Source organism: Filomicrobium insigne, from assembly GCF_900104305.1.
Taxonomy (GTDB): domain Bacteria; phylum Pseudomonadota; class Alphaproteobacteria; order Rhizobiales; family Hyphomicrobiaceae; genus Filomicrobium; species Filomicrobium insigne.
Window position 1 is genome coordinate 185,597 of the sequence record NZ_FNJC01000005.1, and the last position, 24,356, is coordinate 209,952.

Annotated in this window: 20 protein-coding genes; 6 read left to right on the top strand and 14 right to left on the bottom strand. The window is 57.9% G+C overall.

The window, feature by feature from the left end; all coding sequences use genetic code 11:
* Nucleotides 1-156 precede the first annotated feature (156 nt).
* The 4 genes from BLS30_RS16800 (at nt 157) to BLS30_RS16815 (ending at nt 6,447) form a co-directional block, all read left to right on the top strand.
* Entirely contained in the window at nt 157-1,386 is a 1,230-nt protein-coding gene (locus BLS30_RS16800; RefSeq protein ID WP_046476950.1) for an ammonium transporter, read from the top strand.
* 87 nt (nt 1,387-1,473) lie between these two features.
* Entirely contained in the window at nt 1,474-2,697 is a 1,224-nt protein-coding gene (locus BLS30_RS16805) for an aminotransferase class I/II-fold pyridoxal phosphate-dependent enzyme (protein WP_046476952.1), read from the top strand.
* Between the two features lie 89 nt (nt 2,698-2,786).
* Complete coding sequence (locus BLS30_RS16810) at nt 2,787-5,552, top strand: DNA translocase FtsK (protein ID WP_170832504.1); 2,766 nt, start codon at nt 2,787-2,789, stop codon at nt 5,550-5,552.
* A gap of 190 nt (nt 5,553-5,742) precedes the next feature.
* Nucleotides 5,743-6,447, top strand: coding sequence for a LolA family protein (locus BLS30_RS16815; protein ID WP_090230542.1), 705 nt, complete (start codon nt 5,743-5,745; stop codon nt 6,445-6,447).
* A gap of 346 nt (nt 6,448-6,793) precedes the next feature.
* On the opposite strand, the gene BLS30_RS16820 is transcribed toward BLS30_RS16815, so the two are convergent.
* The 10 genes from BLS30_RS16820 to cysG all read right to left on the bottom strand — a co-directional run bounded on the left by BLS30_RS16820 (nt 6,794) and on the right by cysG (nt 16,348).
* The gene (locus tag BLS30_RS16820; RefSeq protein WP_046476955.1) at nt 6,794-7,279 is read right to left on the bottom strand and encodes a cyclic nucleotide-binding domain-containing protein; all 486 of its coding nucleotides are present in this window, start codon (nt 7,277-7,279) and stop codon (nt 6,794-6,796) included.
* 241 nt (nt 7,280-7,520) lie between these two features.
* Nucleotides 7,521-8,324 (bottom strand): sulfite exporter TauE/SafE family protein, encoded by an 804-nt coding sequence (locus BLS30_RS16825; protein WP_090230545.1) that lies wholly within the window; start codon nt 8,322-8,324, stop codon nt 7,521-7,523.
* Nucleotides 8,325-8,347: 23 nt separating this feature from the next.
* Complete coding sequence (locus BLS30_RS16830; protein ID WP_197540881.1) at nt 8,348-9,097, bottom strand: sulfite exporter TauE/SafE family protein; 750 nt, start codon at nt 9,095-9,097, stop codon at nt 8,348-8,350.
* Between the two features lie 39 nt (nt 9,098-9,136).
* Complete coding sequence (locus BLS30_RS16835; protein WP_090230548.1) at nt 9,137-10,639, bottom strand: GTP-binding protein; 1,503 nt, start codon at nt 10,637-10,639, stop codon at nt 9,137-9,139.
* A 1-nt stretch (nt 10,640) separates the two neighbouring features.
* Nucleotides 10,641-11,546, bottom strand: coding sequence for a sulfate adenylyltransferase subunit CysD (gene cysD / locus BLS30_RS16840; RefSeq protein ID WP_046476965.1), 906 nt, complete (start codon nt 11,544-11,546; stop codon nt 10,641-10,643).
* A 60-nt stretch (nt 11,547-11,606) separates the two neighbouring features.
* Nucleotides 11,607-12,389: a phosphoadenylyl-sulfate reductase gene (locus BLS30_RS16845; RefSeq protein ID WP_090230551.1), complete on the bottom strand. Its 783-nt coding sequence runs from the start codon at nt 12,387-12,389 to the stop codon at nt 11,607-11,609.
* The gene (locus BLS30_RS16850) at nt 12,370-12,906 is read right to left on the bottom strand and encodes a DUF934 domain-containing protein (protein ID WP_090230553.1); all 537 of its coding nucleotides are present in this window, start codon (nt 12,904-12,906) and stop codon (nt 12,370-12,372) included. The genes BLS30_RS16845 and BLS30_RS16850 overlap by 20 nt, the downstream gene beginning before the upstream one ends.
* A gap of 2 nt (nt 12,907-12,908) precedes the next feature.
* Nucleotides 12,909-14,603, bottom strand: a complete 1,695-nt coding sequence (locus BLS30_RS16855) for a nitrite/sulfite reductase (protein WP_046476967.1) — start codon at nt 14,601-14,603, stop codon at nt 12,909-12,911.
* Nucleotides 14,604-14,622: 19 nt separating this feature from the next.
* Entirely contained in the window at nt 14,623-14,889 is a 267-nt protein-coding gene (locus BLS30_RS16860) for a DUF2849 domain-containing protein (protein ID WP_046476969.1), read from the bottom strand.
* Nucleotides 14,882-16,348 (bottom strand): siroheme synthase CysG, encoded by a 1,467-nt coding sequence (gene cysG, locus BLS30_RS16865; protein WP_160298683.1) that lies wholly within the window; start codon nt 16,346-16,348, stop codon nt 14,882-14,884. The genes BLS30_RS16860 and cysG overlap by 8 nt, the downstream gene beginning before the upstream one ends.
* A 503-nt stretch (nt 16,349-16,851) precedes the next feature.
* Between cysG and BLS30_RS16870 the strand changes: the two genes are divergently transcribed.
* Nucleotides 16,852-17,907, top strand: coding sequence for a Fe(3+) ABC transporter substrate-binding protein (locus BLS30_RS16870; protein ID WP_046476971.1), 1,056 nt, complete (start codon nt 16,852-16,854; stop codon nt 17,905-17,907).
* Between the two features lie 70 nt (nt 17,908-17,977).
* Here the strand turns inward: BLS30_RS16870 and BLS30_RS16875 are convergent, their stop codons facing one another.
* Nucleotides 17,978-18,739, bottom strand: a complete 762-nt coding sequence (locus BLS30_RS16875) for a pyrimidine 5'-nucleotidase (protein ID WP_082101012.1) — start codon at nt 18,737-18,739, stop codon at nt 17,978-17,980.
* 71 nt (nt 18,740-18,810) lie between these two features.
* Nucleotides 18,811-19,728, bottom strand: coding sequence for an acetylglutamate kinase (gene argB, locus BLS30_RS16880; RefSeq protein WP_090230608.1), 918 nt, complete (start codon nt 19,726-19,728; stop codon nt 18,811-18,813).
* A gap of 243 nt (nt 19,729-19,971) precedes the next feature.
* Here argB and BLS30_RS16885 point away from each other — a divergent pair, with 243 nt between their 5' ends.
* On the top strand, nt 19,972-21,828 hold the full coding sequence (locus BLS30_RS16885; RefSeq protein WP_090230559.1) for a Clp protease N-terminal domain-containing protein: 1,857 nt from the start codon (nt 19,972-19,974) through the stop codon (nt 21,826-21,828).
* Between the two features lie 11 nt (nt 21,829-21,839).
* On the opposite strand, the gene yihA is transcribed toward BLS30_RS16885, so the two are convergent.
* Both yihA and yidC read right to left on the bottom strand, forming a co-directional pair.
* Nucleotides 21,840-22,463: a ribosome biogenesis GTP-binding protein YihA/YsxC gene (yihA, locus tag BLS30_RS16890; RefSeq protein WP_046479955.1), complete on the bottom strand. Its 624-nt coding sequence runs from the start codon at nt 22,461-22,463 to the stop codon at nt 21,840-21,842.
* 53 nt (nt 22,464-22,516) lie between these two features.
* Complete coding sequence (gene yidC / locus BLS30_RS16895; protein WP_046476975.1) at nt 22,517-24,349, bottom strand: membrane protein insertase YidC; 1,833 nt, start codon at nt 24,347-24,349, stop codon at nt 22,517-22,519.
* Nucleotides 24,350-24,356 lie beyond the last annotated feature (7 nt).

Consider the following 24,356-nt stretch of genomic DNA (forward strand, 5'->3'; position numbering starts at 1 on the left):
AGGCGGAAGACTAAATATCGAGCAATTATTTATATTGCCCGCCTATACGGCAATCCTACCCTTGACCATTGCTTTGGCCACGTGCAATCAGCCGCCTTTCTGGGAAGCGAAATGCACGCAGAATAATCAACAAAGCTTTTTCAAGGGGTGGGCACCATGGAACAGTTACAACAGGGCTCTGACGTATTTTTCCTATTGATGGGCGCGATACTTGTATTCGCGATGCACGGCGGCTTCGCCTTCCTTGAGGTCGGTACCGTCCGCCACTTCAGTCAGGTCAATGCGCTCGTAAAAATCATGGTCGACTTCGCGATTTCGACCGTTGCTTATTTCTTCATCGGCTTTTGGATCTCTTACGGGATCACATTTCTGGTCAGTGCGTCCGCTTTAACGGGAGGCGCCGAAGGCTTCGGCCCCCAGGGTCTGACGCTGGTCAAGTTTTTCTTCCTATGCACATTTGCTGCGGCCATCCCCGCCATCGTATCGGGCGGCATCGCGGAGCGTGCGCGGTTCGTACCCCAGTGCGCCGCGACGGCCCTACTCGTCGGCTTTGCCTACCCCCTGATCGAGGGAACCGTCTGGAACAACAACTTTGGGCTTCAAGATACACTCTTTGAAAGCATGCTCGGCGCCAACTTCCATGATTTTGCAGGGTCGATCGTTGTCCACGCATTTGGCGGTTGGGCAGCGCTCGGCGCTATCCTGCGCCTCGGCCCGCGGCGTGGTCGCTACGACCATCCTGGCGTTTCCGGAACGCCACCGTCATCGATCCCCTGGCTGGCCATGGGATCTTGGATGCTCTGCATTGGCTGGTTCGGTTTCAACGTCATGAGCGCCCAAAGCGTCGCTGCCATTTCCGGCCTCGTCGCCATGAACTCCCTGATGGCCATGGCCGGTGGGATCCTGGCCGCCCTCATCGTCGGCCGTAACGACCCGGGCTTTGTGCACAACGGTGCCCTCGCAGGCCTTGTCGCTGTGTGCGCGGGGTCCGACGTCATGCACCCAGTCGGCTCACTCGTCACAGGCGCAATCGCTGGCTTCATCTTCGTCCAGTTTTTCCAACTCGCCACCCAGCGCTGGAAGATCGATGACGTACTTGGTGTCTGGCCGCTGCACGGACTTTGCGGCCTATGGGGTGGGCTGGCTTGCGGGATCTTTGGAACGGAAGCGCTCGGCGGGATCGGCGGCGTGACATTCGCCTCGCAGTTTGTCGGCTCGCTCCTGGGCTCCGCTTACGGACTGGTCGCCGGCCTCATCGTCTACACGCTCGTAGACCTGATCTTCGGCTTCCGCATGAGCGATGAAGAACAACGCCGCGGCGCAGACCTGACGATCCACAATATCTCTGCCAATCCGGAACTCGACGTGCGCACCGGTCGCATTTGATCCCAAACGGCATTACAGGCAAAGAGAGGAGGGCAGACATCGTCTCATGTGCGAGCGTAGAAGCCGACCATGCCAGGGATTTTCTGAATGAATGAGCTGACCGGCCTTGAGCGCCTTGCATCAGGCGCCATCCCCTACCCTTTCAGCCATGTCCGCGAACTTCTCGCTCCCTTCCCGCCGGGCCGCGAACCCATCATCGATTTGACGTTGGGCGAGCCGCGCGAAACCATGCCGGCCCACGTGGCCGAAACCATTGCTGACGCTCAGGCACGTTTTGCGAACTACCCACCCATTCGTGGCACCGATGAGCTACGCCAAGCGATTGCCGCATGGATCGACCGTCGTTTTAAATTGAAGCCCGGGATCGATCCGGAAACGTCTATTCTCCCATGCAACGGCTCACGTGAAGGCTTGTTCTACGCCGCACTCCCTGCCGTCGGCCGCAAGCGGCAGCCTGAAGGTACGCGTCCCGCAATACTTATGTGCAATCCATATTACGCGGCATATATCGGCGCGGCCCTCGCCACCAACGCGGAACCGGTCTACCTCAACGCAACGAAAGCCACCGGCCAGCTCCCCGATCTTGAAGCATTAGCTTCAGAGGCGTCCCTGCTAAAACGCACCTGCGCGCTTTACCTTTGCTCGCCCGCAAATCCGCAGGGCGCCGTAGCCACGCCGGAATATATTGCGCGTGCCCTGGACCTCGCCCGGCGCTACGATTTCATGCTGTTCTTCGATGAGTGCTATTCGGAGCTTTATTCCGATGAGCCACCCGTCGGTGCTCTCACGGTTGCAGCCGCGACACCAGAACGTTTTCGCAACCTAATAGTTTTTAACTCCCTGTCCAAAAGATCGAACCTGCCAGGCATGCGCTCCGGCTTCATGGCGGGCGACGAAAAATTTCTCGCCTCGCTTGCGACAATTCGCAACCTTATCGGCCCACAAATGCCAGGACCGATTCAAGTTGCATCAGCGGCAATATGGGCGGACGAAACCCACGTAGCAGCTAACCGTCTGGCATATAAAAAGAAATACGACGTATGTGACGAGGTGCTCGGCACACGCTACGGCTATACCCGCCCGGCTGGCGGATTCTTCCTCTGGCTCGATCTCGGCAATTTTGGTGGCGGAATCGACGCTTCGGTAACCCTATGGAAACGTGCGGGTGTCAAGGTACTGCCTGGTGCCTATCTCGCTCAAACCGGTCGCGACGGCATCAATCCAGGCGCAGATTTCGTGCGCGTGGCATTGGTGCAAAGCCCGGAAACGATCAGACAGGCGCTGGAACGAATAGTCGATGTTTTCGCGTAGCGTTCGTCTGAGTAATGTTGCCCCAGTACCAGTACAAAAGTCATGTGAGTGAAACCGAGCGACTTCTCCCACAATCGTTGGAGAAACGTTTGCGCGGTGGTATTTCGCGTGTCTACGGCTTTGCCGTTCTCATCGTCCTCGCAGCCGTCTGGGCCAGCCTTATTAGCTGGTCTGCAGCCGACCCCAGCCTGACACACATTACGAGCGCCCCTCCCGCCAACGTCTTAGGCTATCCGGGTGCCATCCTTTCCGATCTTCTCCTGGAAAGCCTGGGCCTCACGTCCATCCTTGCGCTTCTGGCGCCGATGTTCTGGGGAACAGAACTCGCGCTGTCTGGCCGCATTCGCGACCTCCGGACAAAGCTGACTTTCTTTCCGTTATCGATCTTCACATTGGCAAGCGCCTTTGCCTCGCTGCCGCCACCACAGGTCTGGCCAATGTCGCAAGGCCTTGGCGGCATTCTAGGTGACGCCATCTACGGCCTTTGCCACCTCATTCTGGCAACCTTGATTTCCCCCACGATCGCACCTGTTGCGGGCGCAGCACTGTTTGCAGCTGGCTTCGCCGCGCTCGCCTATTCAATCGGGATCGAACTCAAGGATATCTCAAAGGCGCTCAAAGCTGGCCTAAATGCCTTGACGCCCGTGACAACCACGGTTGAGACGCCGCAAGAGCCCAGTCTTACAGAACGCCGCGAGCCGAGTTTTTCTTCCGCACCCTTTGCCGAACCAAGAGCCGAACCCGAGCTCGAGTCTCTTGCGCCGGAATCCGTGGACGAAGTGGAGGCAACCTTCACACCCGAACGGCCGGCAGCGCCCGTCCGAAAGCCAATGGCGCGCAAATCTAGAGACAACGACGCTCCTACGTTGATGCGTTCGTTTGACGAGCGCGCGCCTGCGCGTGAACAATCTGAGGACGAAGAGATCGATGACCTGCCGCCGTCTCTACGGCCTCAGGCAACAGAACCACCTGTCAAAAAATCCAAACCATCCTCGGGCTCATGGGAAACGGACACGCCGACGCAACGTGAGCCCGAATTCGATCTCGATACCGATGACGACAGCGCCGCCATCGCAAGACGTTTCGCGCCTGCAAACCGGCAAGGCAAAGGCTACGCCGCCTACGCCGAGCCGCCAACGACGGGAAAAAACTGGGAACCGAAAAAAACTTCTCGTGCGAAATCCTCTCCGACTCTACTCAGCGAGGAAACGTCCGAAATCGAAGTGAGCGACGAACCGACACTCGCCCCCACGCTGATGAAAAACGCTTCAGCCGCTGCGCGCGCAACCGCTTCGCCTGCGCGCAAACTCATGAAGTCATTCTTGCACAAATCCTCAAGCGAAGACGACGAGGTCGAGCGTAACCGCACACGATCGACACCGGCGCCTTGGGAAGCTGTTCCAACCATCACCCCATCGCCAATCGCCGAGACCATTTCTACGGAAGAGGACACACGCAAACGCCGCCTAGGCTCGTTGTGCTACAAACCCAGCGCCCGCATCGGCTATAAGCGTCCGTCCGTTCACCTCCTTGATCCCGCACCGACGGGGCGACCCGGCCCTGAATTCACACAAACCGTGAGCCGAGCCCACGCCCGTATGCTCAAAGATGTCCTGCGAGATTTTGGCATTAATGGCGAGGTTCGCGAGATCAAGCAGGGGCCTGTCGTTAGCCTGTTTGAACTCGAGCCCCAGCGCGGCACAAAAACCTCTCGGGTCGTCGCACTCGCGGACGATATCGCACGCGCCATGTCTGTCCCCACGGTAAGGATTGCCGCGATGCCCGGCAGCAGCGCGATCGGCATCGAAATTCCCAATCCTCGGCGTGAAACCGTCCACGTGCGGGAAATCTTTGAAAGCGATACCTACCGCCGTTTCGATGGACCGCTGCCTATTGCGCTTGGCAAATCCATAGAGGGTACGCCGGTCGTCGCTGACCTCACCCGGATGCCGCATCTACTCGTGACCGGACAGGCCGGCTCGGGAAAAACGGCCGCGCTCAATGCGATGATTCAGTCGATCGTGTATCGCCACGGTCCGGACGCCTGCCGGCTTCTGCTGATCGATCCGAAAATGATCGAACTGTCGAACTACAACGACGTTCCGCACTTGCTTGCGCCTGTCGTCACAGATCCGCTTCAGGGCATCGCAGCCCTCGAATGGATCGTTGCTGAAATGGAAGAGCGCCACAAGCGGATGTCCAAGCTCTCAGTGCGCAGCATTGACATTTTCAACAACCGGGTAATCAACGCCAAAAAGCGCGGTGAGATGATCTCGCGCACGGTCAATACGGGATTCGATAGATCGACTGGTGAGCCCATCTACGAACATGAGCAGATGGACCTCGCGACGATGCCTTACATCGTTGTTGTGATCGATGAGTTCGCCGGCATAGCGCGCTCGGCGTCCGAAAAGTTCGAAGCTGCGTTCCGGCGCATTTCTACTATGGCTCAGCAAGCAGGGATTCACTTGGTTCTGGCGACAGAGGAAATGTCGCCAGACGTTCTCACCGACACGCTGATCAAAAATCTTCGCACCAAGATCTGCTTCAAAACGCCGACAAAAGCGGACAGTCGCTTTGTTCTGGGTGGCTCAGGCGCCGAACAACTCCTCGATCGAGACGATATGTTGCTCTCGTCCGGCAGTGGGCACTGCGCACGCATTCATAGCGCCCGAGTGGATTCTCATGAAGTCCAAGCCGTTGCTGAGTTTCTACGGTCGGCTGGAACAGCCGACTATGATGCGGATCTCATGGCTCGCATCGCTGGAGCTGAATCGGAGCCCCAACCAAGAGCCCCACAAGAAGATAACTATGCCCGCGCTAGCCGACCGCGTCTTTCTCCTCGCTGGGCTTGAACTATCGTAATCAGCTTTTTGACCGTGGTATATTTGCGTGTGGGCATCCTTATCTCACCCCATAACGGATGGAATAACCCCAACCGCCCCGATCTTGTCGCATTGTTCAAGGAATCACACTGGACTGTATGCCCTTTCTTGTGGCACTGCACGATACAGTTAACGGGGACCTGGGGGAGGGACTGAGACCATGAAACACTTTCCATCGCTCGCAAGCGCGCTCGTCTTGGCGACAGCCTTCAGCGCAACAGCACTTGCCGCCGACCCCGCCAAGAACGCAACGGCCACACCCGTCGGACCAGGCTGGAGCGCACAGGTCGCCCCGGATGGCTCGAGCTCCATTGCGCTCGATGCCCAGCAGACACAGGACGTCAATTCGGTCTCCAAATATTTCAACGAGCTAAAAACGCTGAAAGGCGAGTTCGTGCAGACGGCAGCGGACGGCAAAGTCATGAAGGGAAACTTCCTCATGATGCGGCCGGGGATGTTCCGCTTTAACTACGACCGGCCCTCGCGCCAGCTCATCATTTCTGACGGGACATACCTCGCCATCCAGGACCCAGATGTCGATTCTGAGGATCGCGTTGCTCTAGACCAAACGCCATTTCGGATTCTTCTTGGCAAGGATGTGGACCTGATGCGTGACGCGCGCATCGTTGAAGTCCAGCAAATTGGGGAGTCACTTCTATTGGCCCTGGAGGACAAAAGTCCTGATGCGACGGGCCGGATTACCCTGATTATGTCCAAAACCCCTGATATGCAGCTCAAGGAATGGATTACAACTGACGCTCAAGGGTTGGACACGCGCGTACAGGTCGCCGATGTTGTTCGTGACGAGCCCGTCGAGAAGAGTAAATTCGTAATAAAGTCCGTTAATAACCCCTTCAAGCAGTAGTTAAAACTGCATTCGCTGCACATAAAGTGTGTCTGTTCGGACTCTGGGCAACAATTGAGCAGGGGAAAACAGCCGATTCTTGTTCACGTTTTCGTGATCATGGCTTATTGCACCTATTGCATAAGCCTGTTTCGCGCTTAAATTGGAGTTAGTCAGGCGCGTCACCCTGTATTCGGTAGTGCCCCCCGTCTAGCCGAAGACGCAGCCTGTGATGCCGGCTTCCCTCCCGGCATCGCGCGCGAGAGCGCAAGAGCGCCCAGTCCCTCCCCCCGGGACTGGGCGTTCACTTTTTAAATCTCATGTCAGAAATAATACTTGGTGAACGGCCCGCGTACAGCCGACTGCGTCAATGAACCGTCGCATCCGCGAGATTTTCTTGCCCGCCACCCAAAGTGGCATCGACTGTCCGTAGCTCTTGCGCGAGACGCGTCAAGCGTCCTGTGATTTTTCCAACGAAATGATCGGCAACGGCGGGGTCTTCTTCCATTTGCGCATGAAGATCGGCACGGGTGATGCGTAGGGCGCGCACACTTCCACGTGCGATCACAGTGGAGGAGTGCTGCGTCTCAATCAGCATTGCCATTTCACCCAGCAATGCCCCTTGGGCAATTTCCCTGGGAGCTCCTTCGCAACCGGGACCGGAAATGCGCACAGCATCGCCTGAAACGATGAGAACAGCAGCATCACCATCAACGTCTTCTTCGATAATGGCCTGTCCAGGTCTGTAGACGACACGCTCGGCCCGTCGCGCAATCTCGGTAATTTGGAGCGGCTTCAGCCCCTGAAAAATTGCTACGTTCATCAATGGTTTAACGAGAGCATCAATAGCCATGACACACAAAACCCCAAAAAGTTGACACGAAAAATTTCGTGGGGACGCAACACGTTGGACGTCCGCGGGGTCGTGAAAAGCAAGACCAGTGCCCCGGTAACGAGAAGCGAAAGTGTCCCGATTCGTACAAGCCCGTCCACGTCGCATTCGCGGCACGGGAAAGCGGTCACAACTTTCAAACAGATGGGGAATTGGCCCCCATGCAATTGACGCACGGAAACAAAGTGATTCTCAAAATCACCTAATGCGCGAAAGTATAAAGGAGATATGCGGCATAAATCAGAACCACCGACAAAAGCAGCCGCAACAGCCAGTCGGGGAACGCACCAACAAGTCGCGACCCAAGCATGATGCCGGGAATTGAACCGATGAGCAGAGCACCGAGAAGTCCAAAATCCACATTGCCCATCGACAGATGACCAACGCCGGAAATGAAAGCGAGAGGGATCGCATGCACGATGTCCGTTCCCACGATCCGGCGCGCTGCAAGATTGGGATACAGCATGATCAGGATCGCAACACCAATCGCGCCCGCACCAACCGATGTCAGCGTAACCAACGCGCCAACTAGTAGGCCGTAAAGAACAGTGGGAATGGGACGTGGCGCACTGCGCATCTCCGGCGTCCCCTGGCTACCATGCCGTCGCAGCCACCATGGTACCAACGAGACAGCAAGCGAACTGGCAACGAGCGCACCGATTAATACAGTCCTTATGACCGAAGCCAGAAGGGTCGTGTCAGGGTGTGCAAACTTGAGCCACGCCAAGGTGATGAGTGTGGACGTTAAGCTGCCACACGCGAGGTAGCCGAAGATCGCCCAATCAACATTCCCATACTTGTGATGACGCCACGCCGCGCTTGCCTTCGTAATCGATGCGAAGAGCAGGTCCGTCCCTACGGCGAGTGCCGGGGCGACACCGAATCCGGAAATAAGCATCGGCGTAGTGACCGAACCGCCACCGACACCTGTCATCCCGATCAGAAACCCAACCAACAGCCCCCCGAGCGAGACAAGGATCCACGTATCTGGGAATGATGCATGCATGAGGGTTCTCGCAGACATAAATTCTACGGTGCAAGTTTTCTAATGAGATAGAGAACGCTCAGGCCTGAAACCATCAGCCCGACGACGATCATAAGCAACCGCTCTGGCAAATATCGTGTCGCGAGAGCCGCGAAAGGCGCGGCGATAACGCCTCCAACCACCAAGCCGGCAATAATCGGCCAAAGTTCCAATCCAACGGTGACGAGAAACGTCGCTGAAATCACGGCCGTCACGAAGAACTCGACCAAGTTCACCGAACCTATTGCGTAACGGGCTTCAGCCCCACGGCCGATGAGCGTCGTCGCAACCATCGGACCCCAACCACCGCCGCCGACCGCGTCGAGGAAACCTCCGAAGAAGCCCAATGGAAGAAGATGCCGATGCCCGATATTGCTGCGGGAACGAGCGTTACGTGCCGCCCGCAAAATGATCAGCACGCCAAGGATGAACAAATAGACGCTGATATACGGCCGGATCACATCGCCGGGCACTTCCGACAGCAGATATGCGCCGAGCGCTCCCCCGATCATTCCAGGCAGAGCGAGCCGCCGCACCAGCCGCCAATCGATGTTACCGACCCGCCAGTGAGCGATACCTGAAGCTGCGGTGGTGAACGTCTCCGCAGCATGCGTACACGCACTTGCCGTCACAGGAGGAACGCCCGCACTGAGCAAAACGCTGGTCGAGACGATCCCAAATGCCATCCCGATGGCACCATCGACCATCTGCGCCACAAATCCGATCGCGACGTAGATCAGGATGTCTTCCCACACGGCGGCACCCTGCGATGTTTCTGCGCGGTAGCTAGTGACCTAGACGTCTATTGACGTCTTCACGCCGGCAGCCCTCAAAATGAGAGCGACCTCGGCTGCGCGTCGTTTAAATTCCGCGCGATCCTCGGCGCTATTGCCAAGATCGCGGCAAAGTCCGGCCGCCAGCCGCGTACTGTCGAGAACGAACTGCGCGCCGGAACTACGCTCGGCTTGACCGAAAGGTTCCAATACGATTCCGCCAGCGACCGATGCCCCAGTGATAGCATCGACGATCACAAATGCACCGGTTTCGCAATTCTCTGTAAAAGCGTCGAGAACAACAGGACGTCCCAACGCGATCTTCGCAACCGCGATGTCGTTCGTCGTGCACACGGCGCTAGGGCGGACTGTCAGCGTCTCAAGGTCCATCAACGCCGCAAGCTCAACGCTATCGATGGGCACCAGGTCCGTAGCGGTCCGCAAGAGATAACCGGCGTTCGCATCAAAAGATTGCTCCGCCAGCCAGACAAACTGGGCAGTCAAACCATCGGCGCGAGAAGGCGGCGCAACAGCTGCTGCAAGAACGTGTCCACGCGCGACGTCGATATCCCTATCGAGCCCGATAACCACCGCCCGTCCGGGCTCAGCCGATGTGAGTTCACCATCGAAGGTCGCGATGCGTTGGACCCGCGCACGTTTGCCGCTCAGAACGTCGACGACTTCATCGCCGATCTCGACGCGACCGGAACTGATCGTACCCGCCAACCCCCGAAAATCTCGACCATCACGCAGCACCATCTGCACCGGCATACGGAATGCGCCCGCGACAACTGCAGCCCGTGGCGGCAAAAAATTTAAATGCTCCAGCAAAGTCGGCCCGCGATACCATTCCGTCCGCGCTGACCGCGTCGCGACATTGTCGCCGCTGACCGCAGCAACCGGAATGCTTACCGCGTTCTGAAATCCAAATCGCAACGTCAGAGCACGAAACTCTTCTGCGATTTCGTCGAAGACAGACTGCGACCAGTCAACGAGGTCCATCTTGTTGACGGCGAGGATGACGTGCTTGACGCCCATAAGATCCAAAATGGCAGCATGCCGTCGCGTTTGCGGCTTAACACCGTGACGCGCATCTGTAAGCATGATCGCAACGTCGGCATGACTGGCGCCGCTCGCCATATTCCGCGTGTACTGCTCGTGGCCCGGACTATCAATAATGACGAAGCGCCGCTGGTTTGTGTCAAAGGTTCGCCACGCAATATCTATCGTGATGCCCTGTTCGCGCTCGGCGGCAAGACCATCGACAAGGCGGGAGAAATCAGGCCCAGCGCCCGCGCTTTCCGCTCCGCGTTCGATCATCTCGCGCTGATCGATAGCGAGATCCGATGCATCCCAAAGCAATCTGCCGATGAGCGTCGACTTACCGTCATCAACCGAACCGCAGGTCAGGATGCGCAAACTTTCATTTGGTGCCGCACCGAGCACTTTCTCGGCAGCGAACTCAGACACAACCGGTGCACCCGTCTTGGCGGGGTCGTCCGGCGTCAGCTCCGAAGCATGCATCTCAGAAGTACCCTTCCTGCTTCTTTTTCTCCATCGCACTGGCTTGATCGTGATCGATCAACCGCCCTTCCCGCTCAGACGTCCGCGCTGAAAGCGTTTCGGCAACGACCGCCTCCATCGTCGTAGCAGTTGAGGGAACTGCGGCCGTCAGCGGCCAGCAGCCCAGCGTGCGGAACCGAACGCTGCGCAATTTCACCTGTTCGCTCGGTAAAAGCGGCATCCGATCATCGTCGAGAACCAAGATCTGGCCGTTGCGCTCAATAGTGGGCCGCTCTGCCGCCAGATAGAGTGGGACAACGTCGAGCTTCTCGCGCAGCAGGTAGCGCCAGACGTCTTTCTCCGTCCAGTTGGAGAGCGGGAAGACGCGAACCGTCTCACCCATGCCAAGTCGCCCGTTCAGCAACCGCCACATCTCAGGTCGTTGCCGTCGCGGATCCCAGCGATGTCCGGTTGAGCGAAATGAAAAGATGCGTTCCTTCGCACGGCTCGCTTCTTCGTCGCGCCGCGCTCCTCCGAATGCGGCATCAAACCCATGAAGGTCGAGCGCCTGCTTCAGCGCCACCGTCTTCATAATGTCCGTGTAAACCGATGGCGTATGGTCGATCGGATTGATGCCCTGCGCCACACCATCCTGGTTGGTATGTACGAGAAGATCGAGTCCGTACTTCTTCGCAGTCGCATCCCGGAACGTGATCATGTCGCGGAACTTCCACGTCGTATCGACGTGAAGCAGTGGAAACGGTGGAACCTGCGGCCAGAACGCTTTGCGCGCGAGATGCAGCAGAACCGTGGAATCTTTTCCGATAGAGTAGAGCAGAACAGGCTTACGGAACTGTGCCGCAGCCTCGCGGAAAATATGAATGCTTTCCGCTTCGAGCAAATCAAGGTGTGAAATAGGCGCTGTCATACCGACGACTTCTTTCCTGACCGAAGAGCGAAAAAATTTCGAACAACCGGCAACGACCGGCTAGCAGGTCGTGGGCGCCGGCTTCTCCTGGGAAGGGAGGCGGGCAGGTCGCGAATGCAGACCACACTCCTTGCCGTCTTCGTTCTCCCACCACCAGCGTCCGGCACGGATATCCTCACCCGGCTTGATGGCGCGCGTGCACGGCTGACACCCGATAGAGGGAAACCCACGCGCGTGAAGCGTGTTCACTGGGATCGAATTGTCAGAGATGTAAGCTTCCAAGCGATCCAGAGACCAATCCGCGATTGGATTGATCTTGATGAGATTCATCGCACCATCCCAAGAGGCGAATGACACCTCATTGCGGCCTTGGGATTGCGAGCGGCGTAGTCCCGTAACCCAGGCCGCAGCCCCGGCGAGAGTTGCCGCAAGCGGACGCACCTTGCGAACGACACAGCAGGCTTTTCGAGCATCGATCGACGTTCTGAAACCGAACACACCGTCACGCGCAATAAGCTCTTGGGTCTCGCCGGCATCCGGCGAGACCATCCGGATCATCTGCCCATAGCGCAACTGACTGGCGTCCAGCGTCTCGAGCGTTTCCGGAAAGTGGCGACCGGTGTCCAACATGAAGACATCGAACACTCGTTGTTCGTGTGCGATTGCATGAAGGACCGCCTGATCCTCCAATCCGAGACTGGTGGAGAAGCTGATACGTCCTTCAATCGCCCGGCCGATAAATGCGATCCGCGCCTCTAGGGTCTCGAGCTTTCCAATATCGGCATCGAGTTTGGCAACCGAAACCGATTCCGGTGCCCTCCGTTCAAGCTTGACCTGCACCATCGTTTTGCTCCTGCGCAACCTGGCGTGACGCTTGAGAAGGACGAACTACGGTTGAATACCTGCGACTGCCGCCGACTGGACGCTGATAACTCAGCGCTAGTCCCGGCAAATACCCACGCCCCAACGCCGCGATCGTCGGCCCATGCGTAATCTCGAAGGCATCGAACCCACACCGCAACATCAACGGGATTTGGTCGAGAAGAACGTCACCCGTCGCGCGGATCTCACCTTTGAAAGCATGACGTTCCCGCAACGCACGGGCCACTGAATAGCCGCGTCCATCCGTAAACTTGGCAAACGTGATGACGATGAGCGGCGCGTCCACCAGACCGTCAGCAATGACGTCGGGCTCTTCGCCTGCGCGCAGGATGACGCCAACATTGCCAGTCCTGAGCTGCGGCTCGGAACGCCACCGTTCAAGTGAAACTATGACATGCGCTCCGCGATCCGCGACTTCATCGTCGCCGAGCACCCGCCAGGTATCATCGACAAAGGCTCCACCTCGATAGATCGGCATTCTCAAGCCTCCTGTAATTGTTTGCGAGACGAAGCTCCGGAGTTGGGCGCTCCATAAAGCGCCTCCTTGAACGGAGCCTGGCCAATACGACGGTAGGTCGCGAGGAACACCTCGCCCTCACGGCGATGCGCGCGATACGTCGCAACAATGGTTTCAATTGCATCCGGCACAGCTTCAGCCGGGAAGCTTGGACCGAGGATGGTGCCAACCTCAGCGTCATCGCCCGGGCTACCGCCGAGCGTGATCTGATAGTGTTCGGTACCCTTCTTATCGACGCCCAGAATGCCGATATTGCCGGAGTGGTGATGACCACAGGCATTAATGCAGCCAGAGACATTCAGCCGAAGCCGGCCGATATCTTCCGCCACACTCTGATCGGCGAACCGCTTCGCAATCTCCAGCGCCACCGGAATCGATCGCGCATTGGCAAGGTTGCAATAGTCGAGACCCGGGCACGAAATGATATCCGTAATGAGCTCGTAATTGCCCACGGCGACTCCCGCAGCAACGAGCCCGTCATACACTTTGACGAGATCGACGAGCGCGACATTGGGCAGAACCAAATTCTGCTGATACGTCACGCGGATTTCATCGTGGCCATATGCACGCGCCAGCGCTGCCACAGCCTCCATCTGATCGGCCGTTGCGTCACCGGGAACCTTACCCGGTTCCTTCAAGAGAATGTTGACGATGACATGCCCGGCAACACGATGCGGCAGCACATTGTTCCGCACCCAGGAATCGAACGACGCATCTTCACGCCGTCGCTTCTCGACGCCTGCGTCGGTGATCGGTCCGGGAACCAAAGGCAACGGGGCAAAGTAGGCCGCGATACGGTCGTATTCCTCTTGCGGCAGATCGATACTGACATGATCGATCTTCGACCATTCCTCCTCGACCTGGCGGCGGAATTCCTCAATGCCTAGCGCTTTGACGAGAACCTTGATGCGGGACTTGTAAAGATTATCGCGGCGACCGTGCAGATTGTACACGCGCATAATCGCTTCGAGATAAGACAGAAGTTGCTCCTTCGGCAGGAAGCTCCTCAGCTCCTCCGCAACGTAGGGCGTCCGTCCCTGGCCGCCGCCGACATAAATCGCAAAACCGGTTTCGCCACCTTTCCCTTTCACGATGCGCATGCCGATGTCGTGATACAGGATCGCCGCCCGATCTTCCGCGGCACCTGTAATCGCGATCTTGAACTTGCGCGGCAGGAACAGGAACTCGGGATGTACGGTCGACCACTGGCGAATGATCTCGGCCCAAACGCGAGGGTCTTCGATCTCGTCGATAGCGACACCGGCGTAAGGGTCCGTCGTCGTATTGCGGATGCAGTTTCCGCTCGTCTGGATCGCGTGCATATCGACGTCAGCCAGCAGATCCAGAACGTCAGGCGTCTCTTCAAGCCTCGCCCAGTGGAACTGAATGTTGGTGCGCGTCGTGAAGTGCCCGTATCCACGGTCGTGCTTGCGCGCGATACGCGCGAGCTGCTCGAGCTGTCGCGCTGACAGCACGCCATATGGAATAGCGACACGGAGCATGTACGCGTGAAGTTGAAGATAAAGACCGTTGTGCAGTCTCAGTGGCCGGAACTGCTCCTCCGAAATTTCACCCGCCAGCCGGCGTGCCACCTGGTCCCGGAACTGCGCCGTGCGGCTCCGGACAAAAGCCGCGTCGAATTCATCGTAGCGATACATCGCCAATCTCCTCTTGGCGTCAAACGGATGGGCCGAGCGCGGCGCGAATGCGCTCACGCACGGAACGTGGCTCGGGACGTCCATCGACAAGCTCGACGTCCATGGCGTAGACGGAAATCACACGTTGAGACTCCACGTCGCGCTGTGCCGTCTTCTCAAGCTCGGAAAGTTCGTCCTTGTCCTTCGCGACCGTCGCATCACCGATTTCGCGAACCCAGTTGTTGAGGCCTGCGAAGTAGACGACATCGCCTGTCCGCAGCAGGTTGGCGGTTATGATGTTAGGCATGAGCGAAATCCCCCTGAGAACGTATTGAAAGCACCGGCTGAAACTGAGGATCGATCTCTGCTGCGATCCGTTCGACGGCGCCCGCCGGGGTTAGACCGGCAATTTCCCCGACGATCAGAATCGCAGGTCCGCTCAGAGCAAGCCGCTTGGCATCATCAGCGACAACATCAAGTGACGTAGCAACGCGCCGCTCATTGGCATGGCTTGCGCGCTCCACCGCCATCACCGGAGTAGCCGGCGACCAACCCGCATCGATAAGCGTTTGCGCCAAAGCACCGGCAGTTGCCACGCCCATGTAAACAGCGAGCGTGTTGCTCCCTTCACCGAGAGCCCTGAAGTCGACGTGGTCGAAATTCGCCGCCCCATCCCCGGCAGAGTGGCCGGAGATAAAAGTCACCGAGTGCGAGATATCGCGGTGGGTCAAAGGAATTTGCAGGGAGGCCGCGGCCGCTGTGGCTGCCGTGATCCCAGGCACGACCTCGCAGGCAATGCCGGAAGCCCGCAGCGTATCCACTTCCTCACCCCCACGTCCGAAGATAAAGGGGTCACCACCCTTCAGGCGCACAACCGTCTTTCCGGCCTTGGCGTGTGTGAGAATGAGGGCATTGATCTCAGCCTGCGTTTTCGAATGGCGGCCCTTCGCCTTGCCGACAGGAATGATCTCAGCCTCACGACGCGCATGTTCGAGAACGCCCGTTCCCGCCAGGTTATCGACTAGGATCACGTCTGCGGCCTTAAGCGCACGGACCGCTTTGAGTGTCAGCAGTTCCGGATCACCAGGCCCGGCACCAACAAGGATGACCCGGCCTACGCGAGGTGCCGTTGTGTCTTCTTTGTCGAGTTCGGCTTCGATGCGACGAACACCCTCAGCTTCGTCGCCCGCCAGGATCGCAGCAGAAGCAGGCCCGCTGAAAACCCGGTCCCAGAACACGCGGCGTTGCACGCCAGGCCGCAGTTTCTGCGCGACACGATCACGGAAATCACCCGCAATTCTCGCAAGCGAACCCAGCTGCGGAGAAAGCTCTTGCTCGAGCCACGCGCGCAGTCGTGTCGCCAGCACTGGGGCATCGCCTTCCGTACCGATCGCAAATGTCACCGGATACCGATCAACGATTGCAGCCAGCGAGAATGAGCAAAGCTCGGGCCGATCCGGAACGTTGACCGGAACGCCGATTTCGCGAGCGAGATGCGAAATACGCGCATCTTCTGCATCGTCTTCCGTTGCGGAGATGACGACCGGACGCCCGCGCAACGTCTCCACATCGGGTACACCGCTAATGCGCTCCGCTCGTCCTTCGGCAACGAGCTTGGCAATGCCCGGAACAACACGATCCGCCGCGAAGAGGACGCGGTTAGCCCGCTTCAAAAGCAGCCGGGCTTTCACAAGGGCCAGCTCGCCACCTCCGACGATCAAAGGTGGGGTACGCCCCAATTCCACAAATATCGGAAATCCAGCCATGCTCAGATCACCCCGAAACAGGTTGCAGAGACCTCTACCAACCGGACTGACTGGCCCGATTCGGTGCGCCTCCTTCGTTACGGGGAACATAAGGAAATTATTTTCCTCGTGATACCACTCAAATCAAATAAACATAGAAATTCATTTCTATATGCGCGTTGTGAAGGAAAATACTTCGATACCCCACAATGAGAGAAACGGGTTGCTCATGCGTATGGTGCCGTGCAACGCCGTTGCCGGAGCTCACGCATGATTATGATGATGCAGGAGCAAAAAGAGCCGCGATTTCATCGCTTAACGCGTCAGTTGCAACGTGTCCTTGGAAAGCCGTATCGCGCCTCGCAAAGGCAACCGACAACGTGGGATGCAGCCGTAATATTGACTTGACAGATCAACAATACTTCCTGTCTTCTGTGTCCCACATGTGGCCCCTTTCCGGAGCCGCGTCGTTCAAAATTTTCAAACGAAAACGGGGCCTTGACCCCCGTTGATTGGAGCACGTCATGACCATCAGCCGTGCCGCATCTTGCGGCGTCGGTGCGCTGGCGACGATCATTTCCGTCGCCGCCGCCAGCTTCTCTCCCGCCATCGCCGCAGATGAAGTCAACATTTACTCTTATAGAGAACCCGGCCTTATTGCCCCGCTCCTTAAAGCCTTTACAGACAAGACAGGCATCAAGCCGAACGTTGTCTACGCCAAGGACGGTTTGATCGAACGCGCGGCTGCCGAAGGCGCGAATTCCCCATTCGACGTTCTTCTCACCGTCGACATCGGTCGTCTCACAGAAGCCGAAGACAAGGGCATCACCCAGGCGATCAGCTCCGACACCGTTAAAGCCAATATCCCCTCGACCTACCTCGACCCGCAGGGCCACTGGGTAGGCCTCTCTAAGCGCGCACGCTTCGTTTACGCCTCCAAGGATCGCGTAAAGCAGGACAGCATCACATATGAAGAACTGGCCGATCCGAAGTGGAAAGGAAAGATTTGCGCACGCTCAGGTCAGCACCCCTATAACATCGCGCTGCTCGCCTCGATCATCGCGCATTCCGGCATTGAAAAGGCAGAAGCCTGGGCAAAGGGCGTGAAGGAAAATCTGGCGCGCAAGCCTGCCGGCGGTGACCGCGATCAGGTGAAGGGCATATATTCTGGCGAATGCGATCTGGCCATCGGCAACAGCTACTATATGGCTGCGATGCAAACCAACACGAAGAAGCCTGAACAGCAGGAGTGGGCGAAGTCGGCCAAGATCCTGTTCCCGAACGCCGATGATCGCGGCACCCACGTCAACATTTCCGGCGCAGTTCTGGCTAAGCACGCACCCCACAAAGACGCAGGCGTAAAGCTCATTGAGTTCCTGACGTCGGAAGAGGGACAGAAAATCTACGCCGAGATCGTGAACGAATATCCGCTCAAGGAAGGCGTGCCGATTTCTGAGCGCGTCGCGAGCTGGGGAACCCTCAAACCTGACAAACTCCCACTCGAGGAAATCGCCAAGCATCGCGCTGAAGCCTCGGCCATCATGGACCGCGTTGGCTTTGACGCCGGCCCAGGCGCGTAACAGGCAACGCCCTTCTCTTCCTTCCTGAAAGTCGAAACCCGCCGCTCATTTGTGGCGGGTTTTTTCGCGCCTATTTGAATTTGATGCCTTGAAGAAACCCGCACAGGTCCCGGGTCAAGTGATGCACATGTTCAGGTAGCTCCTGCCAAGTCTTCACCTTGAGCTGCGCGGGATGATCCACATAGTCCGAATGCACCAGAACGGTCGTCATCCCCAGCGCGTGTGGCGCTTCAAGATTGTGGGGCATGTCTTCAAACATCGCTGATTGTTCGGAGCTAACGCCGTGTCGCCGCACCATGCGATCGAAAGCTTCGGCTTCCGGTTTGGGCACGTACTCACACGTTTCGATCGAACAGATATCTTCGAACTTGTCGAGAACCCCGAGTTTCCCCGCAACGCGTTCGGCGTGACGGCGCGACCCGTTCGTGAAAATGAGTTTGCGGCCAGGCAACCGTTCGATAGCCTCAGCAAGATCGGGGCATTCCGGCACGCAGGTGAGATCGATATCGTGGACGTAATCAAGGAAAGGCCCCGGCTCCATTCCGTGCACTTGCATCAGCCCGGATAGCGTTGTGCCGAATTGCCGATAGTAGCTCTTCTGCAAATGACGCGCGTACTCAAAGGGCACACCAAGCTTCTTGGCAATGAACAAGCCCATGCGCTGATCGACTTGGTCGAACAGATTACATTCCGCCGGATAAAGTGTGTTGTCGAGATCGAAAACCCAGATAGCGGTACGATCAAACCCGCGGCGCGCATCTGAAACAACTTGAGGCTTCACACGAACGTCCTCTTCGTTAGAGGTCGCCGGCATATTGTCCTTCTCCGCCATCGCAGATCACGACTCCAAGACACAAACCACCTCACGGCTCAAATCAAAACAGCCGCCACTTTGGTTTGCATTCAGATCCTATTTTCTTGTCCAACGAGCGTTCCAATTCCGTGCTCGGTAAACAACTCAAGCAACACGCAGTGCGGCACCCGCCCATCGATAATGACGACCGCCTCGACACCCGCCTCAACGACCTCAATGCAGCCCTCGACCTTCGGGATCATGCCACCCGAAATCGTACCATTCCGAATGAGTTGCCGCGCCTCGTCGACCGAGAGAGACGCGACGAGGTTTTTATTCTTGTCGAGAACACCCGCCACGTCAGTCAGCAACAATAGGCGTTTGACCTTCATCTTGGCCGCCAGCGCAGACGCAAAGCTGTCAGCGTTGATATTAAGGGTCTCACCGCTCCGCGAGAGGCCCACAGGGGCAATGACGGGAATGAGGTCCGAATTCGAAATGACATCCACGATATGCGGATTAACCTCAACCGGATCGCCCACATAGCCGATATCGACAGCCTGCATCAGATTGGATGTCGGATCGGGTATTTCCGTTATGCGTTCGGCAATCATCAGATTGGCATCCTTGCCGCAGATTCCAACCGCCTTGCCGCCTTGCTGATTGATCGCTGACACAATCTCTTTGTTGATCGCGCCCGCCAAAACCATCTCCACGACTTCAACTGTCGGCTTGTCCGTTACACGCAGGCCATTCACGAAGCTCGATTGGATAGCAAGCTTATCCAGCATCCGTGCGATTTGCGGTCCGCCGCCGTGTACGACGATGGGATTTACGCCTGACTGCTTCAGATAGACGATATCCTGGGCAAACGCCTGCGACAGCGCCGCATCCCCCATCGCATGCCCGCCGAACTTGATGACGACGTACTGCTCATCGTAGCGAATCAAATGCGGAAGAGCCTCGGCAAGAATACGCGCCTGGACATGGGCGCTAATTCCACCGTTTTCGTAGTCTTTCCCCACCATTTTTTGCGGCTGCGACATCTTATCTGACATGGTCTTGAACGGTCCGTTGCAGTTCGATATTGACTAAAATGCAGCCGCTGAAATCGTAATCCGCCGCCGCGTGTGTGAGTTATCCTACGCGGGACTTATATCCGTGCCGAAGCCTGCGACAACGGATTTCCCTCACAATCGGTTGCTAATAGCGCTAAGACACGGTGCGAGGGGCATCGGCTGCTGCGATGAGCGGCTGGTTGGGAGAAGGGCATGACAGCGCCGTTCGTTGAGAGTTTGGGACCTATTCCGATGTCACCGACGTTGGCGTCTACGCTGGCTCGGGCGGCAAATTATGCCCAATCTCAACAACATATCGAAGTTACACTTGAACATTTGTTGCTGGCTCTAACCGAGGATGACGATGCTTGTATCGTCATGACGTCTGCCGGCGTCAACCTCGACCAGCTCAAAACGGATGTCTCAAATCACGTAGGACGCATAGAAAACCGGCTTCCGACGGACCATCCTGGTACCGCCGCTATATCAGACGAGCTCCGGCGTATCCTCAATGCCGCTGCAGCCGCAGCCAGCGGCCGTCGCAATGACATAAACGGCGGAATCGTGCTCGCTGCGATCATTGGTGACGCCAACAGCAGCGCTGCCGGGCTGTTACAAGCCCACGGGCTGACCTTCGGTGCGGCAATTGAAGTGGTCAAACAGCGGTTTGGCCCCGAAGCCGAAACCCAGCGACAGCAACCGCACCCTACACCACGTCCGGCCCCTCCACAGCCCGAGCAAAGCAACCGTCAGCAATCGGACGCTGATTCGTTCCTGGCCGACGCGCGCTCGCGCGTAGAGCACCGCCGCGGGGGACCACCCTCTCCGGAAGGCGAAGCTCAATTTAACGCGCCACCCAGCCCTGCGCCTCAACCACAACCAGCGCCGGCGCCGGCGCCGGCGCCCGTTAAATCCCCCGCCCCCGAACCGCAACCCAACTTCGGCGCCCCGGCACCCGGCGAACAAACGCCCGCTGCTCCCCCTACGGCGCGGCCCTCACCGCAACCAGCCCCTGCGACGCGAGATCCACACCCGCAGCAACAGCCCCCACTACCTCAACAATCTCAACCCGGCCAGGCTTGGACGCCACCGCCCTCGCACGCGCAGCCTCAGTCGCAACCGCGGCCTTATCGCGCGCCCCCTCCCCTGAGCCCTGACGTTGGTATGCGGCCACCGCCACCGACGGGTCCGTTTCGTACAGAAACCGATCCTGCTCCCAACCCTCAACATCGTCCAGGAGGGGCTAGGCCTCCCGTGCCCGCAGGTTCTCCTGCGCCCGGGCCGTCACATCAGCAACGTCCTGCACCAGCAGGAGCACAGGCCAGACCGCAAACGCCACTTCCTTCTGTGGAGGAAGTTTTTGGTGGTCCTCCGACCGCAGAGCTCGAACGCGCGCAGACGACAGCGCGCCGGCAAGGCGGAGCTGACCGGGCTCCAGCCCCCGCACAGACCTCACAAAAAGCCGCAGCGCAGAACCGGGCAGGCAGCGCACCGGCTAAGAAGCGCCGCCGCGCCCGCACTGATAGCGTGCAGGCAGGCCAGCTTATCGAAAACATTCCGCGTATTATGCGCGTCGCCCTCCCCTCGCTGGTGGAAGCGCGGATCGCCAAATCCGAAGTTAAGAACCTCGCCGATGGCATGATCGGCGAAGGAGCCGCCTATCGGCACGATGTTCTCATTACGCGCGCCATGTCTGTGAGATTGCGAGCACCCGATGGCGGCTTCTTTATAGAAACCTCATCCCCCGAAACGCAGTGGATCGAGAACGCGCTCGGCTTGATGGCGGATGACTACGCAAGCTGGCGTTGGACAGTGACTCCAAAGGCGAGGGGCCGGCGCCGCCTTCAGCTGATCGTTTCCGCGCGCACCGTTGGTGCAGACGGGCTTGCAGCCGAGACAGCACTACCCGACCAGATTGTCGAAATCAGAGTGCGCACCAATTATGCACGGACTCTTACGATCTTATTCGGGTGGCTCGCGGCAGCCGTGGCAGGCGGCATTCTCGCACGCTTTGGCGAGGAGCTGTGGACGTCAATCAGCGGCTTCTTGAAAACGCTTGGCGGTCCGTAAGCGCTTGACCGTCAAGCAATCAGCCCTGCGATCGTAGCCTTGAGCTCAGCCATTCCCTGACCCTTCTCCGCCGACGTCGCAAGCACGTAAGGAAACGCCGCCGGATGGGTTCTGAGTTCACCCAGCGTTGTCTCAGTCAGCGCCTCTAGCTTGAACGGATTGATCTTATCGGCCTTGGTGAGCACGACCTGATAGCTGACAGCTGACGTGTCCAGCATCCGCATTAGCTCTTTGTCGATCGCCTTGATCCCGTGACGGCTATCAATAAGCACAAACACACGCTTCAGCGTTGGACGGCCTCGTAGATAGTCTTTGATCAGGTCCGTCCAGGCTTCAACCTTCTCCTTCGGAGCCTTCGCAAAACCGTATCCGGGCATATCGACGATGCACAGCGGCACGCGCTCGCCCGCATCAGGAGCAAAAATATTCAGCTCCTGCGTTCGCCCAGGCGTGTTTGACGTGCGCGCCAAACCCTTCTGACGCACAAGCGCGTTGATAAGGCTCGATTTACCCACATTGGAACGCCCGGCAAAGGCGATTTCCGGGATGTCCGCCGGGGGCAGGTGCTCTAATCCGACGACACCTTTGACGAACCCCCACGGCAGCTCGAAGAGCCGCTCACCGGCAGCGAGCATCTCCTTGGAAAATTCAGGTTCCACAGCTCACGACCGCCTGGGCGGCTCTCCCCTTATTCGCTCTTTCGCCCGCCGGGAACCAACGATCGCACTGACAGCAATGTCTTCTTGATATTTCCCATCAACGGCACCTCGACGCCTTGCCGCTTCATAATCAGATACTGCTGTGCCAACGACAGAACGTTGTTCCAGGCCCAATAGATCACGAGCCCTGCCGGGAACGTGGCAAGCAGGAACGTGAACATCACCGGCATCCAGTTGAAGATCATCTGCTGGGTCGGATCAGGCTGCGCAGGGTTGAGCTGCATCTGCAGCCACATCGTCACGCCCATGATGAGCGGCCAAGCTCCGACATGCAGGAACTCGGGCACCATGAACGGCAGCAATCCGAACAGATTGAATACCGACGTCGGATCAGGCGCGGAAAGGTCCTGAATCCAGCCAAAGAACGGCGCATGGCGCATATCGATGGAAACGAACAGCACCTTGTAGAGCGCGAAGAACACCGGGATCTGCAAGAGGATGGGCAGACAGCCAGCCAGAGGATTGATCTTCTCCTTCTGGTAAAGCGCCATCAGCTCCTTTTGCTGCCGTGCTTTGTCATCCGGGAAGCGCTGCCGCATTTTTTCCATCTCGGGCTGCAGCTTCTTCATCTTGCCCATGGACTCGTAGGCCTTGCTGGCCAGCGGATAAAACGCCGCCTTCACGATGACCGTCACCGCAAGAATAGCCAGGCCAAAATTGCCAAGGTGTTTGTAGAGCCAGTCGAGCAGGTAATAGAGCGGCTTGGTAATGAAGTAGAACCAGCCCCAATCGACAAGATAGTTGAACTCCAGAATACCGAGATCGGCCTCGTATCGATCGATCGTCTGGACTCGCTTCGCACCGGCAAACAAGTGCCCGCTCACGTTCGCTGAGCCTCCGGCCGCGACCGTAATGGCAGACCGCATATAGTCAGCCTGAAAAGCTTCACGCTGCGTATCGGTCCTCTGATTAACGGCCCGCATATTTGCGGTGTACGGCACCGATTGATCGGGCACGAGTGTCGCGGCCCAGTACTTGTCCGTGAAGCCAAGCCAGCCACCGGTCTTATCCGTGAACTTCTTGGCGCCGCCCTCTTCCAGCGCACCCGAATAGGTGATCTCGTTCAGACCGGCCTCACCGACCCAGCCGATGAGACCTTCATGCTGAATGAAGAAGCCTTCAATCTTGGGCGTACCGTACCGGTAGATGCGCGCGTACGGATGCAGGGTAATGTCACCCGACGTGTTGTTTTGAACCTCGTCGACGATCTTGAACATGTACTCGTCGTCGACCGAGATCGTGCGCTTGAAAACGAGTCCCTCGCCATTGTCCCAGGTCAGGGTGACCGGAGTTTCGTGCGTAAGCTTCGCACCCTCTGGAGCGGTCCATACGGTATCCCGTTGCGGAAGTTTGAACGTTGAACCGGCCGCCGCTGGAATCCACCCATACTCGGCAAAATAGGCCCGTGATGTATCCGCAGGCGCGAACAAAACCACGTTGGGGCTGCTGGGGTCGACAGTCTCGTGATATTTGACGAACGTCACATCATCAATGCGACCGCCAAGAAGTCCGATTGAGCCCTTGAGCGATGGCGTCGCGAGCGGAACGCGACCGGCCGCCGGAGCCGTCCCCGCACCGCCACCAGGAACTTGCGCAACACCAGAACTACCAGCGGCGGGTGCTACGGGCGCCGCCGGCACCTCACCCGTCTTCGTCGGCTTCTGTGTCTCACTGTGCTCGACAGCAGGTTGCTGTGGCGGCTTGGGTGGCGGGAAGAAAAACTGCCACACCAGCAGTACAGCCATCGACAAGACAATAGCTATGATGAGGTTGTTGGAATTATCCGGTTTTTGGCTGAGCATCAGGGCC

Coding starts and splice junctions, on each gene's coding strand:
- BLS30_RS16800 (WP_046476950.1), top strand. CDS start 157: ATGGAACAGTTACAACAGGGCTCTGACGTATTTTTCCTATTGATGGGC.
- BLS30_RS16805 (WP_046476952.1), top strand. CDS start 1,474: ATGAATGAGCTGACCGGCCTTGAGCGCCTTGCATCAGGCGCCATCCCC.
- BLS30_RS16815 (WP_090230542.1), top strand. CDS start 5,743: ATGAAACACTTTCCATCGCTCGCAAGCGCGCTCGTCTTGGCGACAGCC.
- BLS30_RS16820 (WP_046476955.1), bottom strand. CDS start 7,279: ATGGCTATTGATGCTCTCGTTAAACCATTGATGAACGTAGCAATTTTT.
- BLS30_RS16825 (WP_090230545.1), bottom strand. CDS start 8,324: ATGCATGCATCATTCCCAGATACGTGGATCCTTGTCTCGCTCGGGGGG.
- BLS30_RS16835 (WP_090230548.1), bottom strand. CDS start 10,639: ATGCATGCTTCGGAGCTGACGCCGGACGACCCCGCCAAGACGGGTGCA.
- cysD (WP_046476965.1), bottom strand. CDS start 11,546: ATGACAGCGCCTATTTCACACCTTGATTTGCTCGAAGCGGAAAGCATT.
- BLS30_RS16845 (WP_090230551.1), bottom strand. CDS start 12,389: ATGGTGCAGGTCAAGCTTGAACGGAGGGCACCGGAATCGGTTTCGGTT.
- BLS30_RS16850 (WP_090230553.1), bottom strand. CDS start 12,906: ATGCCGATCTATCGAGGTGGAGCCTTTGTCGATGATACCTGGCGGGTG.
- BLS30_RS16855 (WP_046476967.1), bottom strand. CDS start 14,603: ATGTATCGCTACGATGAATTCGACGCGGCTTTTGTCCGGAGCCGCACG.
- BLS30_RS16860 (WP_046476969.1), bottom strand. CDS start 14,889: ATGCCTAACATCATAACCGCCAACCTGCTGCGGACAGGCGATGTCGTC.
- cysG (WP_160298683.1), bottom strand. CDS start 16,348: ATGGCTGGATTTCCGATATTTGTGGAATTGGGGCGTACCCCACCTTTG.
- BLS30_RS16870 (WP_046476971.1), top strand. CDS start 16,852: ATGACCATCAGCCGTGCCGCATCTTGCGGCGTCGGTGCGCTGGCGACG.
- BLS30_RS16875 (WP_082101012.1), bottom strand. CDS start 18,739: ATGGCGGAGAAGGACAATATGCCGGCGACCTCTAACGAAGAGGACGTT.
- argB (WP_090230608.1), bottom strand. CDS start 19,728: ATGGTGGGGAAAGACTACGAAAACGGTGGAATTAGCGCCCATGTCCAG.
- BLS30_RS16885 (WP_090230559.1), top strand. CDS start 19,972: ATGACAGCGCCGTTCGTTGAGAGTTTGGGACCTATTCCGATGTCACCG.
- yihA (WP_046479955.1), bottom strand. CDS start 22,463: ATGCTCGCTGCCGGTGAGCGGCTCTTCGAGCTGCCGTGGGGGTTCGTC.
- yidC (WP_046476975.1), bottom strand. CDS start 24,349: ATGCTCAGCCAAAAACCGGATAATTCCAACAACCTCATCATAGCTATT.